This is a genomic window from Burkholderia sp. MSMB1072, from assembly GCF_001524725.1.
Lineage (GTDB): Bacteria > Pseudomonadota > Gammaproteobacteria > Burkholderiales > Burkholderiaceae > Burkholderia.
On sequence record NZ_LOYC01000017.1, the window covers coordinates 75,939 to 95,219 of the forward strand.

16 protein-coding genes and 7 tRNA genes are annotated in these 19,281 nt (G+C 66.1%); 16 read left to right on the plus strand and 7 right to left on the minus strand.

Translation table 11 applies throughout. The features are described from left to right. Positions 1 to 20 precede the first annotated feature (20 nt). The 4 genes from WS89_RS08910 (at position 21) to WS89_RS08925 (ending at position 4,632) form a co-directional block, all read left to right on the plus strand. Positions 21 to 1,064, plus strand: coding sequence for a microcin C ABC transporter permease YejB (locus tag WS89_RS08910; protein ID WP_034207700.1), 1,044 nt, complete (start codon positions 21 to 23; stop codon positions 1,062 to 1,064). A 48-nt stretch (positions 1,065 to 1,112) separates the two neighbouring features. Beyond that, entirely contained in the window at positions 1,113 to 2,210 is a 1,098-nt protein-coding gene (locus WS89_RS08915; RefSeq protein ID WP_059505839.1) for an ABC transporter permease, read from the plus strand. Beyond that, positions 2,207 to 3,829, plus strand: coding sequence for an ABC transporter ATP-binding protein (locus WS89_RS08920; protein WP_059790531.1), 1,623 nt, complete (start codon positions 2,207 to 2,209; stop codon positions 3,827 to 3,829). Before WS89_RS08915 ends, WS89_RS08920 begins: the two co-directional genes overlap by 4 nt. A gap of 128 nt (positions 3,830 to 3,957) precedes the next feature. Further along, positions 3,958 to 4,632, plus strand: coding sequence for a C40 family peptidase (locus WS89_RS08925; RefSeq protein ID WP_059790537.1), 675 nt, complete (start codon positions 3,958 to 3,960; stop codon positions 4,630 to 4,632). Between the two features lie 155 nt (positions 4,633 to 4,787). Here WS89_RS08925 and WS89_RS08930 read toward each other — a convergent pair whose 3' ends face one another. Then, positions 4,788 to 5,705, minus strand: a complete 918-nt coding sequence (locus tag WS89_RS08930) for a patatin-like phospholipase family protein (RefSeq protein WP_059790538.1) — start codon at positions 5,703 to 5,705, stop codon at positions 4,788 to 4,790. A gap of 279 nt (positions 5,706 to 5,984) precedes the next feature. Between WS89_RS08930 and gltX the strand changes: the two genes are divergently transcribed. The 9 genes from gltX to WS89_RS08975 all read left to right on the plus strand — a co-directional run bounded on the left by gltX (position 5,985) and on the right by WS89_RS08975 (position 9,364). Further along, positions 5,985 to 7,394, plus strand: coding sequence for a glutamate--tRNA ligase (gene gltX / locus WS89_RS08935; RefSeq protein ID WP_059790540.1), 1,410 nt, complete (start codon positions 5,985 to 5,987; stop codon positions 7,392 to 7,394). A gap of 127 nt (positions 7,395 to 7,521) precedes the next feature. Beyond that, a tRNA-Ala gene (locus tag WS89_RS08940) sits at positions 7,522 to 7,597 on the plus strand. Positions 7,598 to 7,734: 137 nt separating this feature from the next. Further along, a tRNA-Glu gene (locus WS89_RS08945) sits at positions 7,735 to 7,810 on the plus strand. A 77-nt stretch (positions 7,811 to 7,887) separates the two neighbouring features. Then, a tRNA-Asp gene (locus tag WS89_RS08950) sits at positions 7,888 to 7,964 on the plus strand. 63 nt (positions 7,965 to 8,027) lie between these two features. Continuing rightward, positions 8,028 to 8,103 (plus strand) — tRNA-Glu (locus tag WS89_RS08955). Positions 8,104 to 8,183: 80 nt separating this feature from the next. Further along, a tRNA-Asp gene (locus WS89_RS08960) sits at positions 8,184 to 8,260 on the plus strand. A 63-nt stretch (positions 8,261 to 8,323) separates the two neighbouring features. Continuing rightward, positions 8,324 to 8,399: transfer RNA gene (locus tag WS89_RS08965), tRNA-Glu, on the plus strand. A gap of 73 nt (positions 8,400 to 8,472) precedes the next feature. After that, positions 8,473 to 8,549: transfer RNA gene (locus WS89_RS08970), tRNA-Asp, on the plus strand. 350 nt (positions 8,550 to 8,899) lie between these two features. Continuing rightward, a complete protein-coding gene (locus WS89_RS08975; RefSeq protein ID WP_034207694.1) occupies positions 8,900 to 9,364 on the plus strand; it encodes a GNAT family N-acetyltransferase in 465 nt (154 codons plus the stop codon). A 25-nt stretch (positions 9,365 to 9,389) separates the two neighbouring features. On the opposite strand, the gene WS89_RS08980 is transcribed toward WS89_RS08975, so the two are convergent. Continuing rightward, positions 9,390 to 10,268 carry an AraC family transcriptional regulator gene (locus WS89_RS08980; RefSeq protein ID WP_059505850.1) on the minus strand — a complete coding sequence of 293 codons (879 nt, stop codon included), beginning with the start codon at positions 10,266 to 10,268 and terminating at the stop codon, positions 9,390 to 9,392. A 269-nt stretch (positions 10,269 to 10,537) separates the two neighbouring features. Between WS89_RS08980 and WS89_RS08985 the strand changes: the two genes are divergently transcribed. Then, positions 10,538 to 10,951 carry a gamma-glutamylcyclotransferase family protein gene (locus WS89_RS08985; protein WP_059790542.1) on the plus strand — a complete coding sequence of 138 codons (414 nt, stop codon included), beginning with the start codon at positions 10,538 to 10,540 and terminating at the stop codon, positions 10,949 to 10,951. Positions 10,952 to 11,079: 128 nt separating this feature from the next. Here WS89_RS08985 and aceB read toward each other — a convergent pair whose 3' ends face one another. Both aceB and WS89_RS08995 read right to left on the minus strand, forming a co-directional pair. After that, positions 11,080 to 12,672, minus strand: coding sequence for a malate synthase A (aceB, locus tag WS89_RS08990; protein WP_034207691.1), 1,593 nt, complete (start codon positions 12,670 to 12,672; stop codon positions 11,080 to 11,082). Positions 12,673 to 12,737: 65 nt separating this feature from the next. Continuing rightward, entirely contained in the window at positions 12,738 to 13,499 is a 762-nt protein-coding gene (locus tag WS89_RS08995; RefSeq protein WP_059790544.1) for a haloacid dehalogenase type II, read from the minus strand. Positions 13,500 to 13,654: 155 nt separating this feature from the next. Between WS89_RS08995 and WS89_RS09000 the strand changes: the two genes are divergently transcribed. After that, positions 13,655 to 14,560, plus strand: a complete 906-nt coding sequence (locus WS89_RS09000; RefSeq protein ID WP_059790546.1) for a LysR family transcriptional regulator — start codon at positions 13,655 to 13,657, stop codon at positions 14,558 to 14,560. A gap of 156 nt (positions 14,561 to 14,716) precedes the next feature. Next, on the plus strand, positions 14,717 to 15,151 hold the full coding sequence (locus WS89_RS09005; RefSeq protein ID WP_059506097.1) for a universal stress protein: 435 nt from the start codon (positions 14,717 to 14,719) through the stop codon (positions 15,149 to 15,151). A 209-nt stretch (positions 15,152 to 15,360) separates the two neighbouring features. On the opposite strand, the gene aceA is transcribed toward WS89_RS09005, so the two are convergent. The 3 genes from aceA to WS89_RS09020 form a co-directional block, all read right to left on the minus strand. After that, positions 15,361 to 16,668: an isocitrate lyase gene (aceA, locus tag WS89_RS09010; RefSeq protein WP_059505858.1), complete on the minus strand. Its 1,308-nt coding sequence runs from the start codon at positions 16,666 to 16,668 to the stop codon at positions 15,361 to 15,363. A 399-nt stretch (positions 16,669 to 17,067) separates the two neighbouring features. Continuing rightward, entirely contained in the window at positions 17,068 to 18,618 is a 1,551-nt protein-coding gene (locus WS89_RS09015; RefSeq protein WP_059505860.1) for a DEAD/DEAH box helicase, read from the minus strand. Between the two features lie 357 nt (positions 18,619 to 18,975). Further along, positions 18,976 to 19,245: an acyl-CoA-binding protein gene (locus WS89_RS09020; RefSeq protein ID WP_059505862.1), complete on the minus strand. Its 270-nt coding sequence runs from the start codon at positions 19,243 to 19,245 to the stop codon at positions 18,976 to 18,978. Positions 19,246 to 19,281: the final 36 nt, after the last annotated feature.

A 19,281-nucleotide genomic window follows, 5' to 3' on the forward strand; every position in this document is an offset into this window, starting at 1 on the left:
CGATCACGAGTCGACGCCCTATGTGGAGCTACATCCTCAAACGCCTGCTGCTGATGATCCCGACGCTCGTCGGCGTGCTGACGCTCACGTTCGCGGTGATCCAGTTCGTGCCGGGCGGCCCGGTCGAGCAGGCCGTGCAGGAGTTGCGCAAGGGCGCGACGGAACAGGGCGCGACGCCGTTCGGGATGCGCGCGCACACCGGCGTCGACGCGCAGCAGCTCGCGCAGCTCAAGGCGCTGTACGGTTTCGACAAGCCGCCGCTCGAACGCTACTGGCTGATGCTGAAGCGCTTCGCACGCTTCGATCTCGGCGACAGCTATTTTCGCCACCAGAGCGTGTGGTCGCTGGTCGTGCAGAAGCTGCCCGTGTCGATCAGCATCGGGCTGTGGACGTTCTTCCTCACGTACCTGATCTCGGTGCCGCTCGGCATCGCGAAGGCGGTGCGCAACGGTTCGCCGTTCGACGTCGCGACGAGCCTCGTCGTGCTCGTCGGCTATGCGATCCCGGGCTTCGTGCTCGGCGTGCTGCTGCTCGTGCTGTTCGGCGGCGGCTCGTTCTGGCAGCTCTTTCCGCTGCGCGGCCTCACGTCGGACAACTTCGCGCAGTTGTCGCTCGTCGGCAAGGTGCTCGACTACCTGTGGCACATCGCGCTGCCGATCACCGCGTCGGTCGTCGGCAGCTTCGCGGTCGTCACGATGCTCACGAAGAACGCGTTCCTCGACCAGATCCGCCGGCAATACGTGCTGACCGCGCGCGCGAAGGGGCTCTCCGAGCGCAGCGTGCTGTGGAAGCACGTGTTCCGCAATGCGATGCTGCCGCTGATCGTCGGCTTCCCGGCCGCGTTCATCGGTGCGTTCTTCACGGGCAGCCTGCTGATCGAGACGCTGTTCTCGCTCGACGGCCTCGGGCTGCTGTCGTACGAGTCGGTCGTGCGGCGCGACTACCCGGTCGTGCTCGGCACGCTGTACCTGTTCACGCTGATCGGGCTCGCGACCAAGCTGGTTTCCGATCTTTGCTATGTGTGGGTCGATCCGCGCATTCAATTCGACAACCTGGAGCGCTGACATGAAACGAGCCATTCGCATGCCCGGCGCCGGCGGGCGAGGTGCGCGATGAACCGGGCCGTCGCTTCTTCCCGCATCGACGCCGCGCGGGCGCGCGTGTCGCCGTCGCCCGCCCGTCGCGTGTGGCAGCGCTTCAGGCAGCAGCGCCTCGGCTACTGGAGCTTCGTGATCTTCGTCGTGGCCTTTGCCGCGAGCCTCGCGGCGCCGCTGTGGTCGAACGACAAGCCGCTCGTCGTGCGCTACGACGGCCAGACCTATTTCCCGATGTTCCATGCGTACCCGGAGACGACCTTCGGCGGCGATTTCCCGACGCCGGCCGACTATCTCGATCCGTATGTGCGCAAGCGGCTCGAGGCGCCCGGCAACTTCGTCGTCTACCCGCCGAATCGCTACTACTACGACACGCTGAACTACTTCTCGACCGTGCCGAACCCGGCGCCGCCGTCGCGCGAGAACTGGCTCGGCACCGATGCGCAGGGCCGCGATCTGCTCGCGCGGCTCGTGTACGGGTTCCGCGTGTCGGTCGAATTCGGGCTGATCCTGACCGTGATCGGCACGCTGCTCGGCATCGCCGCGGGCGCCGTGCAAGGCTTCTTCGGCGGGCGCATCGACATCGTCGGGCAGCGGCTGATCGAGATCTGGAGCTCGCTGCCCGAGCTGTACCTGCTGATCATCTTCGCGTCGATCTTCGAGCCGAGCTTCCTGCTGCTGATCGTGCTGCTGTCGCTGTTCGGCTGGATCGGCCTTGCCGACTACGTGCGCGCGGAATTCCTGCGCAACCGCACGCAGGACTACGTGCGCGCGGCCCGCGCGATGGGGCTCACGAACGGGCAGATTATCTGGCGCCACGTGCTGCCGAACAGTCTCACGCCGGTGATCACGTTCCTGCCGTTCCGGATGAGCGGCTCGATCCTCGCGCTGACGAGCCTCGACTTCCTCGGGCTCGGCGTGCCGCCGCCGACGCCGAGCCTCGGCGAGCTGCTCGCGCAGGGCAAGGGCAACCTCGACGCGTGGTGGATCTCGCTGTCGACGTTCGGCGTGCTGGTCGCGACGCTGCTGCTGCTGACCTTCATGGGCGATGCACTGCGCAACGCGCTCGACACGCGGATCGCCGATTCGATGCGCGCCGCGGGAGGCCAGCGATGAGCGATGCGGTCGTATCGAACGCGGACGAACCGCTGCTGTCGCTCGAGCATCTGCACGTGCGCTTCGGCGACACGGTGGCCGTCGACGACGTGACGCTCGCGATCGGGCGCGGCGAGCGGGTCGCGCTCGTCGGCGAGTCGGGGTCGGGCAAGAGCGTGACCGCGTTGTCGATCCTGCGGTTGCTGCGCGATGCCGAAGTCGGCGGTGCGATCCGCTTCGCGGGGCAGGATCTGGCAAGCAAGAGCGAGCGCGAGATGCGCGGGCTGCGCGGTTCGGACATCGCGATGATCTTCCAGGAGCCGATGACGGCGCTTAACCCGCTGTATACGATCGGCGTGCAGATCGGGGAAACGATCGTGCTGCACGACGGCGTATCGGCGGTGGAGGCCCGCAAGCGCGCGATCGCGTTGCTCGCGCGCACCGGCATCGCGGAGCCCGAGAAGCGCGTCGACAGCTACCCGCATCAGTTGTCGGGCGGCCAGCGGCAGCGCGCGATGATCGCGATGGCGCTCGCGTGCCGGCCGCGCCTGCTGCTGGCCGACGAGCCGACCACCGCGCTCGACGTGACGATCCGCGCGCAGATCGTCGACCTGCTGCTGGAGTTGCAGCGCGACGAAGCGGAAAAACGTGGGATGTCGATCCTGCTGATCACGCACGACCTGAATCTCGTGCGGCACTTCGCGCAGCGCGTCGCGGTGATGGAGCGCGGCCGGCTCGTCGAGAGCGGGCCCGTCGAGCGGATCTTCGCGGCGCCCGAGCATCCGTATACGCAGCGGCTGCTGAACAGTCGGCCGCAACGCGCGGTCACGCCGGTGATGCCGATCGCGCCCGTCGTGCTCGACGCGCGCCACGTGAGCGTACGGTTCGCGCGCAAGCGGCCGGGCTTCGCGGGCTGGTTCGGCACGGTGCCGGTGACGGCCGTCGCGGACGTGTCGGTGTCGGTGCGGCAGGGCGAAACGCTCGGCATCGTCGGCGAATCGGGATCGGGGAAATCGACGCTCGCGATGGCGCTGCTCGGGCTGCAGAAAACGGCCGGCGGCGAGATCGAATTCCAGGGGCGCGCGCTGTCGACCTATCGCGGCCGCGAACAGGCCGCGCTGCGCTCGAACATGCAGGTGGTCTTTCAGGATCCGTTCAGTTCGCTTTCGCCGCGTCACACGATCGAGCGGATCGTCGGCGAGGGGCTCGCGCTGCATCGTCCGGATATGACGCCCGACGCACGCCGCGCGAAGTCGCTCGCGGTGCTGCGCGAAGTCGGCCTCGACCGTACGGTGCTGCACCGTTATCCGCACGAATTCTCGGGCGGCCAGCGCCAGCGGATCGCGATCGCGCGCTCGCTCGTGCTGGAGCCGCGCATCCTGATCCTCGACGAGCCGACGTCGGCGCTCGACGTGTCGATCCAGCAGCAGGTGCTGAAGCTGCTCGCGAATTTGCAACAGAAATACAACCTCGGCTATGTGTTCATCAGCCACGACCTGGAGGTGATCGGCGCGATGGCGCACCGCGTCGCGGTGATGCAGGACGGCGCCGTCGTGGAGTCGGGGGAGGTGTCCGAGATCTTCACCAGACCGTCACATCCTTACACACAAAAGCTGTTGAAAGCGGTCTGGAAAGCGTGATAGGCGTCCAATGGTCTGACCATCTCGATTGTATTTATTAATTTGTTTTGACAAACGATTACGCGCTGGCTAGTATCGACCGAAATTTTCCGCCAATCAGCTGATTTTTAAGCATATTCCATCGACCAATGCAGCATCGATCCCTGACCCAGGCATGCGCGCGCACCATCGCCGGGCTATTCATCGGCGCCCTGTTCGCAGCAGCTCCCGGCGCGTTCGCCGACGAAGTCAGCAGTTTTAACCAGAATGCCACCAATTCGACTCAGTTCGGGTCGGGTGCCTCCCTCCAGCAGGCCAGCGCACAGCCGTCGAGCGGCGGCGCGAAGTCGTTCCTTGCCGGCATGGCGGGCAAGGCGGGCGACGTGGTGGTCGGCGCGCTGAACATGATCGGCGTGCGGTATCGCTGGGGCGGCAACTCGCCGGATTCGGGCCTCGACTGCAGCGGTTTCGTGCGCTACGTGTTCCAGGACACGCTCGGCATGTCGCTGCCGCGTCGCGCGGAAGAAATGAGCCGCGTCGGCGAGAAGGTGAGCATGAGCAACCTGAAGCCGGGCGATCTCGTGTTCTTCAACACGATGCGCCGCACGTTCTCGCACGTCGGCATCTATATCGGCGACAACAAGTTCGTGCATTCGCCGTCGACGGGCAGCACCGTCCGCGTCGACGATCTCGACAGCGGTTACTGGGAAAAGCGTTTCACCGGCGCGCGCCGGATCGAATCGGAATTCCCGATGAAGCCCGAAGACCTGCGTCAGCGCGTGCGCGCGACGATCGGCGACGATTCGGCGAACGGCAACAACTGACGTTTGCCGGGTAGTCGGGCCGGACAATAAAAACCCCTGTCACCGAAAGGCGGCAGGGGTTTTTTGTTTTTGGGGCCGGCGCGGACGTCGTGGCGCAAGTCGTTGCGCCGGCTATCGGGAAGCGGTGTGTGCCGCCGCTTCCCGCATGTTGCGGCTTACGCGGCGGCGGCCACGCCACGCGCTGCCGCGAGCTTGCGCTGCAGTTCCGGCATGATGCGCGCGACCGCTTCCTCGCCCGCGAGGATCGCCGCGTTGCGCTGGTTGAAGTCGCTGCCGCCCATCGCCGCGAGGTTCGGGCGAATCACGACGTCCGCATACTTGTCGAGCTCGTAGGTCTTGATCGTCTGGCCCATGATCGTGAAGGTCTGCAGCAGCATCTCGATCGGATTGTTGGTCGCCGCGCCGTCCGGCCGGGCCGAGATGTCGACCGCGATCACGAAGCTCGCCCCCATCTTGCGTGCGAACGACGCCGGCACCGGGCTCACCAGGCCGCCGTCCACATATTCGCGATTGCCGATCTTCACCGGCTCGAACACCGACGGCACGCTGCACGATGCGCGTACCGCGAGCCCGGTATTGCCTTGCTGGAACAGGATCGGCTGGCCGCTTTGCAGGTCCGTCGCGACGATGCCGAGCGGCTTCGCCATCTTCTCGATCGGCCGGTTGTTGAGCGTCTTGTTCAGGAAGTTCTGCAGCGCGACGCCTTGCAGCAGGCCGCGCGAGCGAAACGGCAGCGCCCAGTCGCTGATCGACGCCTGGTCCATGTCGAGCGCGATCTTGTTGATCTGCAGCGCGCTCATGCCGGACGCGTAGAGTGCGCCGACCACCGAGCCCGCGCTCGTCCCGGCGACGATTTCGACCGGAATGCCGCGCGCCTCGAGCGCCTTCAGCACGCCGATGTGCGAGAAGCCGCGCGCGGCGCCGCCGCCGAGCGCGATGCCGATCTTGACGGGCTTCTCCTGCGGCAGGGCCGTGCCGGGGCGGGACTTGTCGCCGAAGGACGTGCAGGCGGCGAGGCTGGCGGACGCGCACGCGATCGTGAAGTGGCGGCGCGACAGGCGAGGGGACGACATCGAATGGTTCTCCGGCGGCTTGGCGGCGGGTTACACGGCCCGCGGCGGCGATAGGTTGCGAGCGGCCGCGCAGCGGGTTCCGTGCGGCCGGCGCCGGGCCGGCTGGCGGCCGCGGCGCGCACATCATAAAGCAAGCGGTGCGCTTGGCGCGATGTCCGGCACGGGTATAATTCCGGCTTCTTTCCCGTTCCGGGCGTCGCCGGCTCCGTTGCTGTCGGGGCAGCCGTCGTCGTCCCGCGTCGAATCATTCATGCGCCCCAGGCGTTCGAGTTACCGTTTATGACCCGTCCTGTCCGTACCCGCTTCGCGCCGAGTCCCACCGGCTTCATCCACCTCGGCAACATCCGCTCCGCACTCTATCCGTGGGCGTTCGCCCGCAAGATGAAAGGCACGTTCGTGCTGCGCATCGAGGATACCGACGTCGAGCGTTCGTCGCAGGAAGCGGTCGATGCGATCCTCGAGGGGATGCAATGGCTCGGGCTGGATTTCGACGAAGGCCCGATCTACCAGATGCAGCGGATGGACCGCTATCGCGAAGTGCTCGCGCAGATGCTCGAGAAGGGCCTCGCGTACCCGTGCTACATGTCGGCCGAGGAACTCGACGCGCTGCGCGAACGCCAGCGCGAAGCCGGCCTGAAGCCGCGCTACGACGGCACGTGGCGTCCGGAGCCCGGCAAGGTGCTGCCGGAGCCGCCGGCCGGCGTGAAGCCGGTGCTGCGCTTTCGCAATCCGCTGACGGGCACGGTCGTGTGGGACGACGCTGTGAAGGGGCGTGTCGAGATCTCGAACGAGGAGCTCGACGACCTCGTGATCGCGCGCCCGGACGGCACGCCGATCTACAACTTCTGCGTGGTGGTGGACGACATGGACATGGGCATCACGCACGTGATCCGTGGCGACGACCACGTGAACAACACGCCGCGCCAGATCAACATCCTGAATGCGCTCGGCGGCGAGCCGCCCGTCTATGCGCACTTGCCGACCGTGCTGAACGAGCAGGGCGAGAAGATGAGCAAGCGGCATGGCGCGATGAGCGTGATGGCGTACCGCGACGCGGGCTTCCTGCCGGAGGCCGTCGTCAACTATCTCGCGCGGCTCGGCTGGTCGCACGGCGACGCCGAGATCTTCTCGCGCGAGCAGTTCGTCGAATGGTTCGATCTCGAGCATCTCGGCAAGTCGCCCGCGCAGTACGACCACAGCAAGCTGAGCTGGCTGAACGCGCATTACATCAAGGAAGCCGACAACGCACGCCTCGCCGAACTCGCGAAGCCGTTCCTCGACGCGCTCGGCATCGACGACGCGGCGATCGCGACGGGCCCCGCGCTCGACGCGGTGGTCGGCCTGATGAAGGATCGTGCGACGACGGTCAAGGAAATCGCGGAAGGCGCGACGATGTTCTACCGCGTGCCGGCGCCCGACGCCGATGCGCTCGCGCAGCACGTGATCGATGCGGTGCGGCCGGCGCTGGCCGATCTCGTCGCCGCGCTGAAGGCGGCCGACTGGACGAAGGAAGCGGTGTCCGCCGCGTTGAAGGCGACGCTCGCCACGCACAAGCTGAAGATGCCGCAGCTCGCGATGCCGGTGCGTCTGCTGGTGGCGGGCACGACGCACACGCCGTCGATCGACGCGGTGCTCGTGCTGTTCGGTCGCGACGTCGTGGTGTCGCGCATCGAGGCCGCGCTGGGCTGACGTTGGCGCGCGCGAAGCGGTCCGCGCATGAGCGAGCGGACCGCTTCGCAAAAAATTTCGCGCGAATCGTAAAAAGGGTATTTACAAGTTCGAAATCGGTCCATATAATCTCATTTCTGTTCTGCAAGGGGGTATAGCTCAGCTGGGAGAGCGCTTGCATGGCATGCAAGAGGTCAGCGGTTCGATCCCGCTTACCTCCACCAACAGAACAAGCTGGATTGATTTGCGAAGCGGCGGTAGTAATAAATGCTTCACAAAATGATTCAAAGCAGTTAGAATTTCGGCCTTCGCTGTTGAATGAAAGTAAATAGCGAAAGTCAGACGAATCTGAAAAGATTTTGTCCCCTTCGTCTAGAGGCCTAGGACATCACCCTTTCACGGTGAGTACAGGGGTTCGAATCCCCTAGGGGACGCCAAATTCAGCGGCGTTTCGTAGAAGTGTCGCAGGCTTGCAGGAACGTAACCGACGTCCTGCAGGTTGGGTAAGAAAGCTGGAGCGGTAGTTCAGTCGGTTAGAATACCGGCCTGTCACGCCGGGGGTCGCGGGTTCGAGTCCCGTCCGCTCCGCCAGAACGAAGCCCGTTCAAGACGTTTTTGAGCGGGCTTTTGTATTAAAGATGTAAGCAGTACGTAGTCCCCTTCGTCTAGAGGCCTAGGACATCACCCTTTCACGGTGAGTACAGGGGTTCGAATCCCCTAGGGGACGCCAGATTCAGCGGCGTTTCGTAGAAGTGTCGCAACGCGTGCAGGAACGTGACGAGATCCTGCGGGCGGTGGTGCAGAAAAGCTGGAGCGGTAGTTCAGTTGGTTAGAATACCGGCCTGTCACGCCGGGGGTCGCGGGTTCGAGCCCCGTCCGCTCCGCCAGAACGAAGCCCGTTCAAAAGCGTTTTGAACGGGCTTTCTCGTTAAGGATGTAAGCAGTACGTTGTCCCCTTCGTCTAGAGGCCTAGGACATCACCCTTTCACGGTGAGTACAGGGGTTCGAATCCCCTAGGGGACGCCAGATTTCGGCGTCGTTCGAACAAACGGCGCGCCGGCAGGAAGTAACCGACGCCTGCCAGGCAAGCAGCAAGACTGGAGCGGTAGTTCAGTCGGTTAGAATACCGGCCTGTCACGCCGGGGGTCGCGGGTTCGAGTCCCGTCCGCTCCGCCAGAAAATGAAGAAGCCCGCCTCGTGCGGGCTTTTTCATTGGTATCGCTCATCGTGCCCGCTTGCGGGCACGTGACTGCGGGGCGGAGGAAGCCGCCTGCGCGGCTTCCGGCGGGACTCGAAGGGCTGTGCTTGCAAGCGCAGCCGCGGCCTGCGGGACGTAGGCGAGTCCCGTCCGCTCCGCCAGAAAATGAAGAAGCCCGCCTCGCGCGGGCTTTTTCGTGTGCACTTCCGGGTGCGCGTGCCATCCATACCGCGTGCTGCATCGGATGTCGCGACCCTACGAGAAATTCGCGATTGCATCCGCATGCGACTGCGCTATCGTGGCGGGATGTGTTTCCGACTCCTGCGCGATGCTCGATCCGACCGACCTGCGACTCCTGTATCAGCTCCGGCCCGCGGAGCCCGGCGATTTTCCGTATGCCGAAGCGTTGACGCACGGCAACATGGGCGGCTACTACAAGCGCCATGGGCTCGTGTGGCGCAGCGATCTGTTCTATGCGAGCTGGCGCGAATCCGAGAACTTCATCCTCGAGGCCGACGGCGAGCGCATCGGCGTGCTGCGCGTGACCGAGGAGGGCGATTCGCTGCATATCCGCGACGTGCAGATCGCGGCCGGCCATCGCGGCCAGGGCGCCGGCACCTACCTGCTCGAGATGTCGCATCGTTGGGCGCGTGCGCGCGGGCTGCACGAACTGCAGTTGCGCGTGTTCGTCGACAATCCCGCCGCGCATTTGTACCTGCGCATGGGCTACCGGGTCACCGGGCCGCGGCTCGCGCAACTCGGCTCGATCCGCCACATGGTGCGGCCGGTCTGACGGTCCGGCGCGCCGGAGCGAGTGATCAGCGGGCCGTGTCGATCGCGTCGTCGTCTGGCGTTTCGCTGTCCGCGGCGGCACCGTCCGGGCCTCGATGCTCGTAGCCGCGCAGCATGAACGCGCGCGGGCTTTCACCGAACGCACGACGGAACATGGCCGAGAACGCGCTCTGGCTCTGGTAGCCGAGCTCACGCGCGATATGCGACAGCGGGCGCCCCTGGTTCAGCAGTGGGATCGCCCGCGCGAGCAGCGCCTGCTGGCGCCACTGCGAAAAGCTCACGCCCAGTTCCTGCTTGAAGAGCCGCGATATCGTGCGCGTGCTCGCGCCGACCTCGCTCGCCCAGTGCTCGAGCGACTCCGCGTGCGCGGGGTGCGCGAGTACCGATTCGCACAGCAGGCGCAGCCGTTTCTCGTCGGGCATCGGCACCGCGAGCGGCAACGGTTCGGCATGACTCAGCTCGTCGAGCACGAGCCCGCACAGCAGGCGCTCGCGCGCGGCGCTCAGGTCGCGCGCATCGAGTGCGACGATCAGCTCGCGCAGCAGCCCCGTCACCTCGACGACGCGGCATGCATCGAGCCCGCCCGGCACGATCGACTCGTCGATATACAGCGTGCGCAAATAGGCCTCTTCGACGATCACGACCTCGTGCGTCACGCGCGGCGGCACCCAGATCGCACGGGACGGCGGCACCATCCAGGTCGTGCCGGTCGTCGCGACGCGCAGCACGCCGCGCGACGCGTACGCGAGCTGCGCCCATGCATGCGTGTGCAGCGGAATGCGGCGGCCGGCATCGACCTGCCGTGCGCGTACCCGCATCGGATGGACGGCCGTCGGCGCGAATTCCGGCGGAATGTCGATGACGTCGTACGGGTTCGATACGTCGGCTTGGGCGGGCGGATTCATGAACGGTTCGGGCAGCGCGGCGGCGATGCCGTTATTTTAGAAGGCGCCGCATAAGCGCATGCGGCGGTTTTTCGGGCCATCATGCCGGGTTCAAATGAACTTTGTGTGGGCATCGGCGAATCCGGGGCGACCGCCCGCGGTCGCCCGCCCCCGGCGGTTCGAACCATCGGGGCGGTATCGCGGTCTATCGATGCGTGCGCAATTGCACGCCGATCGCACGCCGATCGCCCGCGAACACGGCAACATACGAATCGAAGAGGAGAACCACGATGCGCCACGTATTCGTCTATGGCACCTTGAGAGCCGGACAGGCCAACGACATCGGCGAGGCGGCCGCCCGTCACGGAATCGCCGCGCCGACGCTGCTGGGTGCGGCCGCGCTGCCGGGCGAGCTGTACGATTTCGGCACGTACCCGGGCATGCTCGCCGGGCCGGCCGGCAAGTCGCTGGTCTGGGGCGACGTCTACGAGATCGACGAGCGGCTCATCCCGGTACTCGACGAGATCGAGCGCGTCTATCCGGGCGTCGACTCGCTGTTCAAACCGGAAGAGGTGACCGTCGAACTCGGCGGCCGGCAGTACGCGTGCCTGTATTATCCGGTTGCCGCGCATGCGGCGGCGGGGCGCCCGCGCATCGCGTCCGGCGACTGGGTTCAGTACCGGCGCGAGCAGGAAACCGCCTGAGCTTGCTTGCGGACGGCGGCTGGAATCGCCGTAAAAAAGAAAGCGCCCCGCGGGGCGCTTTTTTCGTGCTGCCGTCGCATGCGACCGCCGGCATGGCGTGGCCGGCCGGCGACGCAACGGCGTCGTCGTCAGATTTCCTCGTACAGCGGCAGCGTCAGGAATTCGGTGAAGCCTTCCGACGTCGACATCTGCTCGAAGATCGCCGCTGCGCGTTCGTACGGCTGCGTGTTGCCGCCGACCGAGCGCTTCACGTTGTCGAGCTCGATTTTCGCGAATTCACGCACGAGTTCGGCCGTGACCTTGCGGCCGTCGTCGAGCACGCCCTTCGGCGAGCGGATCCATTGCCATACCTGCGAGCGGGAAATCTCGGCCGTGGCCGCGTCTTCCATCAGGTTGTGGATCGGCACGCAGCCGTTGCCGTCGAGCCACGCGCCGAGGTAGTGGATCCCGACGTTGATGTTGTTGCGCAGGCCGGCTTCGGTGATCGGCGCTTCCGGCTGGAAGTCGAGCAGGTTCCTGCCTTCGACCTGCACGTCGTCGCGCTGCTTCGCGATCTGGTTCGGCTTGTCGCCGAGCACCTTGACGAACTCTTCCATCGCGATCGGCACGAGGCCCGGGTGCGCGACCCAGCCGCCGTCGTAGCCGTCGGTCGCGTCGCGCTGCTTGTCCGAGCGCACGCCGCCCATCGCCTTGTCGTTCGCTTCCGGATCGTTCTTGATCGGGATCAGCGCACTCATCCCGCCGATCGCCGGCGCGTTGCGCTTGTGGCAGGTCTTCAGCAGCAGCAGCGCATACGCACGCATGAACGGCACCGTCATCGTGATCTTCGAACGGTCGGCCAGGCAGAAGTCGCGATCGTTCTTGAACTTCTTGATCGCCGAGAAGATGTAGTCCCAGCGGCCGGCGTTCAGGCCCGAGCTGTGTTCGCGCAGTTCGTACAGGATCTCGTCCATCTCGAACGCGGCGAGGATCGTCTCGATCAGCACCGTCGCGCGGATCGTGCCGCGCGGCACGCCGATCGCTTCCTGCGCGGCAACGAAGATGTCGTTCCAGAGGCGCGCCTCGAGATGGCTTTCCATCTTCGGCAGGTAGAAGTACGGGCCCGAGCCGCGCGCGATCAGTTCCTTCGCGTTGTGGAACAGGAACAGCGCGAAATCGAAGATGCCGCCGGACACGCGCTGGCCGTCGACCGTCACGTGTTTCTCGTCGAGGTGCCAGCCGCGCGGGCGCACGATCAGCGTCGCGACCTTGTCGTTCAGCTTGTACGACTTGCCGTTCTGCTCGAGCGAGATCGTGCGGCGCACCGCGTCCTTCAGGTTGATCTGGCCGTCGATCTGGTTCGTCCAGCTCGGCGCGTTCGAATCCTCGAAGTCCGTCATGTACGAATCGGCGCCCGAGTTCAGCGCGTTGATGATCATCTTGCGCTCGACGGGGCCCGTGATCTCGACCCGCCGGCATTGCAGGTCGGCCGGCAGCGGCGCGACCGTCCAGTCGCCTTCGCGAATCGCCTTCGTCTCGGCCAGGAAGTCCGGGCGCTCGCCCGCGTCGAGGCGTTTCGTGCGCTCGACGCGCGCCTGCAGCAGCGCCTGGCGGCGCGATTCGAACGTGCGGTGCAGCGCCGCGACGAGTGCCAGCGCGTCGGGCGTCAGGATGGCTTCGTAACCCGGCTTGATTTCGCCGGTGATCGTCATGCCTTGCGGCAGCGTGATCGGGGTGCTCATGAGTCTCATCTCCTTGGTCGGTCAGTTGCGGTTTCGGTGAAGGGGGAAGGCGGCAGCGGCGAACGTCATGCACCCGGGCCGGGGCGCGTGCGGTTTGCGGGTCTGCCGGACGGAGCCGGGGTGGCGAGGAAGGCGAGCAGGTCGGCCATGCCGGTGCCCGTGCCGTCGGGCGGCGCGCCGAGTTCCTCGGCGGGCGCGCCCGTGCGGTTGAGCCAGAACGTCGTATAGCCGAACCAGGTGGCGCCGGCGACGTCCCACGCGTTCGACGACACGAACACGATGTCGCGCGGGTTCGGCCCGAACGCGGCGGTGCCGAGCGCGTAGGCGGCCGGGCTCGGCTTGTACGCGCGTACGGTGTCGGCCGACAGCACGCGATCGAACAGTCCGGACATGCCGGCGCTCTTGATCGCGATGTCGAGCATTTGCGGGGTGCCGTTCGACAGGATCGCGAGCGGCGGGCGCGGGTCGAGCGCGCGCAGCTTGCGCAGCGCGGGCACCGTGTCGGGATAGGTGGACAGGCACGCGTATTCGTCCATCAGCCGCTTCTCGGCCGCGCTGTTCAGCGCGAGCCCGAGCCGGCGCGCGGCGAACCGCAGCGCATCGAGCGTGATGTCCCGGAACGGGCGATAGCGGGCGCCGGCCGGGTCGGCGAGCGTGCGCAACTGCGAGTATTCGATCTGCTTGCGGCGCCACAGCTGCGACAGCCGTTCCCCGTGACCGGGAAACATCTGCTCTGCCGCGGCCAGCACGGCGCGCACGTCGAACAACGTGCCGAATGCGTCGAAGAGGATGGCGTCGGGAGAGGAGAGTGTCGTTGTGGCCGACATAGCCTTGCGCTCCAGTTTCAGAGGTCGGATCGATTCTATTCGTGATCGAAGGTGCTAAAAAAGACGCTAATCATCACTTGATCTTTTACTTTCATATACCTAATCTTGGCGGCTCAAGCCATTTGAAGGGCGGCGACGCCGTTCTTGCGAGAGTCATGGACCGGTTCAAACAGATCGAAACGTTCGCCGCGGTCGCGGCGAAAGGCAGCCTGTCGGCGGCTGCGCACGCGGAAGGCGTCGCGCCGGCGATCATCGGCCGCCGCCTCGACGCGCTCGAGGAGCGGCTCGGCGTGAAGCTCCTGGTGCGCACGACGCGCAAGCTCACGCTGACGTTCGAGGGTTCGGCGTTCCTGGAGGACTGCCAGCGCATCATCAACGACATGCAGAACGCGGAGGCGAGCGTGTCCGCCGGCGGCGTCAAGGCCAGCGGCCACCTGCGGATTTCCGCGCCGGCCGGCTTCGGCCGGCGGCACGTCGCGCCGCTCGTGCCCGAATTCAGCGTCGGGCACCCGGACGTGTCGGTCACGCTCGACCTGTCCGACCGGATGGTCGACCTCGTCAACGAAGGGTTCGATTGCGCGGTGCGGCTCGGCGAGCTGCCCGATTCGTCGCTGGTGTCGCTCAAGCTCGGCGAGAACCGCCGCGTGTGCGTCGCGTCCCCTGCGTATCTCGCGCGGCGCGGCACGCCCGCCACGCTCGCGGAACTCGCTCGTCACAACTGCCTCGCGCTCGCGGCGAATGCGAACCAGCAGCGCGGCTGGTCGTTCCAGGAGGACGGCAAGGTCGTGTCGATCCGCGTGAACGGCACGATGGAATGCTCGGACGGCGCGGTGCTGCACGAGTGGTGCCTCGAAGGCCACGGGCTCGCGTGGCGCTCGTGGTGGGAAGTCGGCGAGGACATCGCGGCCGGCCGGCTCGTCAGCGTGCTCGACGCGTTCGCCGCGCCGCCGATCGGCATCCATGCGGTGTTTCCGCAGCGCCGGCATCTGCCGCTGCGGGTGCGCCTGTTTCTCGATTACCTGAAGCACACGTACGAGCGGCCCGGCTATTGGGGCGAGTAGGCGACACCCGCCCGCGTGTTTCCGATATGAGGGCGAACCCGCTGGCGAGCCGGTGAGCGCGATTTCGCACACTACAATCGTAAGAGGCATGCGCGCCGTGTCGCGGCCGGCTCGGCTGGAGTCGCGGCGTGCGTGCGATTGACGAAGGAGGGCGCGATGTTCCGGCACATCCTCGTTCCAACCGACGGTTCCGAACTGTCGAAGAAGGCGATCGACGGTGCGATCGACCTGGCTCGTGCGGTCGGCGCGCGCGTGACGGCCTACGCGTGCTTGCCGCAATACCCGTACTCGCCGTTTTCCGAAGTGATCATCGAGCCGCCCGCCGATTTCCGCGCACGCAGCGAGCGCGAGGCGCGTGCGCATCTCGACGAGGTGGAAGCGGCCGCGAAGGCGGCCGGGGTCGCGTGCGACACGTGGACGAGCGTGCATCCGTCGCCGTATCTCGGCATCATCGAGGCGGCCGAGCGCGGCGGCTGCGACGTGATCTTCATGGCATCCCACGGACGCCGCGGGCTCGGCAGCCTGCTGATCGGCAGCGAGACGCAGCGCGTGCTGACCCATACGAAAATTCCGGTGATCGTCTATCGTTAGGGCGGCGCCGGCCGTGGCAGGGCGGGCTGCGCCGTCGAAAAAGGGCGCGCCGGACGAAGCCGGCGCGCATCGTTGCTGGCGGCCCGCAGGCCGCGTGGTCGGTCGCGCAATGGGACTCGCGCGCCTGCCGTCTCCTCCCTGATTGTTGTCCGGTGGCCGATGCCGCGGCGTCGCGAGACGCGGCGGCATCGGCGTCACGCCCGCGCGTGTTACGCGACCTTCTTGCCGTCGAAGAACTGTTCGTCCTCGGTCGAGCCATGCAGCGCGGTCGTCGACGCTTCGCGTTCGACCGTCTGCGTCACCGCGTCGAAGTAGCCGGTGCCGACCTCGCGCTGGTGCTTGACGGCCGTGAAGCCCTTGTCGGCTGCCGCGAACTCCGCCTGCTGCAGTTCGACGAACGCGCTCATCTGCGTGCGTGCATAGCCGTGCGCGAGGTTGAACATCGAGTAGTTCAGCGCATGGAAGCCGGCCAGCGTAATGAACTGGAACTTGTAGCCCATCGCGCCGAGCTCCTTCTGGAACTTCGCGATCGTCGCGTCGTCGAGGTTCTTCTTCCAGTTGAACGACGGCGAGCAGTTGTACGACAGCAGCTTGCCCGGGAACTGCTTGTGGATCGCTTCCGCGAACTTCTTCGCGTACTCGAGATCGGGCTTGCCGGTTTCGCACCAGATCAGGTCCGCGTACGGCGCGTACGCGAGGCCGCGCGAGATGGCCTGTTCGAGGCCCGGCTTCGTGCGGAAGAAGCCTTCCACCGTGCGCTCGCCCGTCAGGAACGGCTTGTCGTTGTCGTCGATGTCGGACGTGATCAGATCGGCCGCTTCCGCGTCGGTGCGGGCTACCAGCACGGTCGGCGTGCCCATCACGTCGGCCGCGAGACGCGCGGCCGACAGCTTCGCGACGGCTTCGCGTGTCGGCACGAGCACCTTGCCGCCCATGTGCCCGCATTTCTTCACCGATGCGAGCTGATCTTCGAAGTGAACGCCCGATGCGCCGGCCTCGATCATCGCCTTCATCAGTTCGAATGCATTCAGCACGCCGCCGAAGCCGGCTTCCGCATCGGCGACGATCGGCGCGAAGAAATCGACGTAGCCTTCGTCGCCCGGGTTCTTGCCTTCCGACCACTGGATCTGGTCGGCGCGCGTCAGCGTGTTGTTGATGCGCTTCACGACGAGCGGCACCGAGTTGGCCGGGTACAGCGACTGGTCCGGGTACATTTCGCCCGCGACGTTCGCGTCGCCGGCCACTTGCCAGCCGGACAGGTAGATGGCCTTCAGGCCGGCCTTCACCTGCTGCATCGCCTGGTTGCCGGTCAGTGCGCCGAGTGCGTTGACGAACGGCTCGTTGTTGATGAGGCTCCACAGTTTTTCCGCGCCGCGCTTGGCCAGCGTGTGCTCGATCGGGATCGAGCCGCGCAGGCGGACCACGTCCTCAGCCAAGTAGTTGCGCTTGATGCCCTTCCAGCGCGGATCGGTTTCCCATTGCTGCTGCAGTTCCTGTGCCTGTTGCTGACGCGACATGATGAGCTCCTTGATGCGGTGTAGGCGTGACGGCCGAATCTGACGGTGGTGATGCCGTTCGCGAAGCGGGGAAGCGGTGCATTCCGTTTCGCGAAGTCTTGTATAAGAGTCTAGGCAAATCGGCGGGAGCGAAACAGGGGCTATTTCGGGAGGCGGCGAATTTTTTAGTTGTTTTGAATCAATGGTTTGCCGAATTAATTTCGAGATAAGAAATGCGTTTTCCTATCCCGCAATCGCCAGGCTTGTGCCTTGCAGCATGATTTTTTACGACGCAAAAAAATTTTCCGCATCGTGAAATTGGCGGCGAGGCAAAAAAAACCGGCGCGGATGCGCCGGTTGGCTGGATGGCCGGGGTGGCCGATCCGCAGGGCGGCTGCGGGCCGCCCGTGTGTGCTTACCTTACGATGCCGAATTGCCGCGGCGCGGGCCGCCGCTGCGCTGACCGTCGCGACGCGGGCCGCCGTCACGGCTGCCGCCGGGCTTGCCGCTCCAGCCGCCGCCATTGCCGCCGCCGTAGCTGCGGCCGGCGCCGTTGCCGTTGCCCGCATAACCGCCACCCGGCTTGCCGCCGAAACGACGACCGCCGTTACCGCCACCCGGGCGGCCGCGGCCGCCGTTGCCGCCGTTGCGCGGGGGAGCCTTGCGCGGCTCGAAACCTTCGATCACGTTGACCGGCAGCGGCGAGCGCACGAAGCGCTCGATGCGCTTGAGCGCGCCTTGCTCGGCATGATGCACGAGGCTCACCGCGATACCCGAACGGCCTGCGCGACCGGTACGGCCGATACGGTGCACGTAGTCTTCCGCGAACTTCGGCAGATCGTAGTTGAACACGTGCGTGATGCCCGGGATGTCGATGCCGCGGGCAGCGACGTCGGTGGCCACCAGCACGCGCACGCGGCGTTCGCGCAGCGCACGAATCGTGCGGTTACGCGCGCCTTGCGGCAGGTCGCCGTGCAGCGCGGCCGATTCGAAGCCTGCGTCGGCGAGACGGCCGGCGAGCTGATCGGCGTCGATCTTGGTCGCCGTGAAGATGATCGCCTGGTCGAGCGCGTCGTCGCGCAGCAGGTGATCGAGCAGGCGATCCTTGTGGTCGCGATCGTCGACGTAATGGACGGTCTGCGCGATATTTGCGCGCGACTCGAGGCGCTGCTGGATCTCGATGCGCTCCGGGTCCTTCAGCAGGCGGCTCGTCAACGAACCGATCTTGCCGTCGAGCGTGGCCGAGAACAGCATCGTCTGGCGCGATTCCGGCGTGGCGGCGACGATCGTTTCGATGTCTTCGATGAAGCCCATGTCGAGCATGCGGTCGGCTTCGTCGAGCACGAGCATCTTCAGTTCCGACAGGTCGATGCGGCCGCGCTCGAGGTGATCGAGCAGGCGGCCCGGCGTGGCGACCAGGATTTCCGGGTTCTTCGCGAGCAGCATCAGCTGCTGGCCGTAGGCGACGCCGCCGAGAATGCTGACCGTGCGCAGGCGCTTCAGATGCTTGCCGTACGTCGATGCGGCCGTCGTGACCTGCATCGCGAGTTCGCGGGTCGGCGTCAGCACGAGCAGGCCCGGGCGCGCGACGGGTTGCGGGCGGCGCACGCGGCGGTCGCCCTGGTTCGGTTCACGCGGCGCGCGCGGCTGCTGCGCCTGCGTCTTCTGGAGCTGCGCGAAACGTTCGATCGCGGGCAGCATGAATGCGGCCGTCTTGCCCGAACCGGTCGGGCTCGACACCAGCAGGTCGCGGCCGGCGATGCCGGCCGGAATCGCGCGCTGCTGGACCGGCGTCGGCTTCACGTAGCCGGCGGCCTGCAGCGCGGAGACGATCTCCGGCGACAACCCGAGCGACGCGAAGCTCGGCTCGTCCGACGCCGGTTCGACTGCGGCCGGTGCGGCGGCGGCGTCGAGACCGAGCGCCTGGTCGGCGATCGCGTTGAGCGGGCTGGAGTTGATGCTCGAAGTCATAACAATCCTTGAAACACAGTGGGTGAAACGTCGGCGCCAATCGCGCATACCCAAGTCGTCGGATTCAGCGAGCAAATCGGGAAACGGGTGCAATCCGCCGAACCGTCGGCGGATGAGGCATTAGAAGCTGTTTTGGGTGCGGCGCGCTTCAGGAGCGGGACCGCCAGCCTAGTTGACGACCGCGAGGGTCGAAGCAGGAGGGGACAGGTTCTAAACCGGATTGGAGCTTAACGCTACGAGGCGTCGGGCCGGAACGGCTTGCGAGCCGAGCGCGGGAGGTGACGCAGGCCGCATTATAGAGAAATTTGCTGCGCTGCGCCACTGATTTGATTGCCGATTGCGGCGAGGGCGATCCGGTCAGGACGCCGTGCCGTTTTTCAGCGATTCGACGAGTTCGATGTACTGCTGCTTCGCCGCATCCTGCGACGTGCCCTTCAGTGCGTCCCACGCATCGTACTTGTATTTGCCCACGATGTCGGTGAAGCCGGGCTTGTCGCCGTGCGCATCGCCGTCGGTCGCCTGCTTGAAGAGCGCGTACAGGCGCAGCAGGGTCAGGTTGCCCGGCCGCTCCGTCAGTTGCTTGACGTCGATCTGGGCCTGGTCGAATCGGGCGGTGAGGTCGCTCATCGGGTGTCTCCGTAAGGGTTTCAGATCGGCCGATCT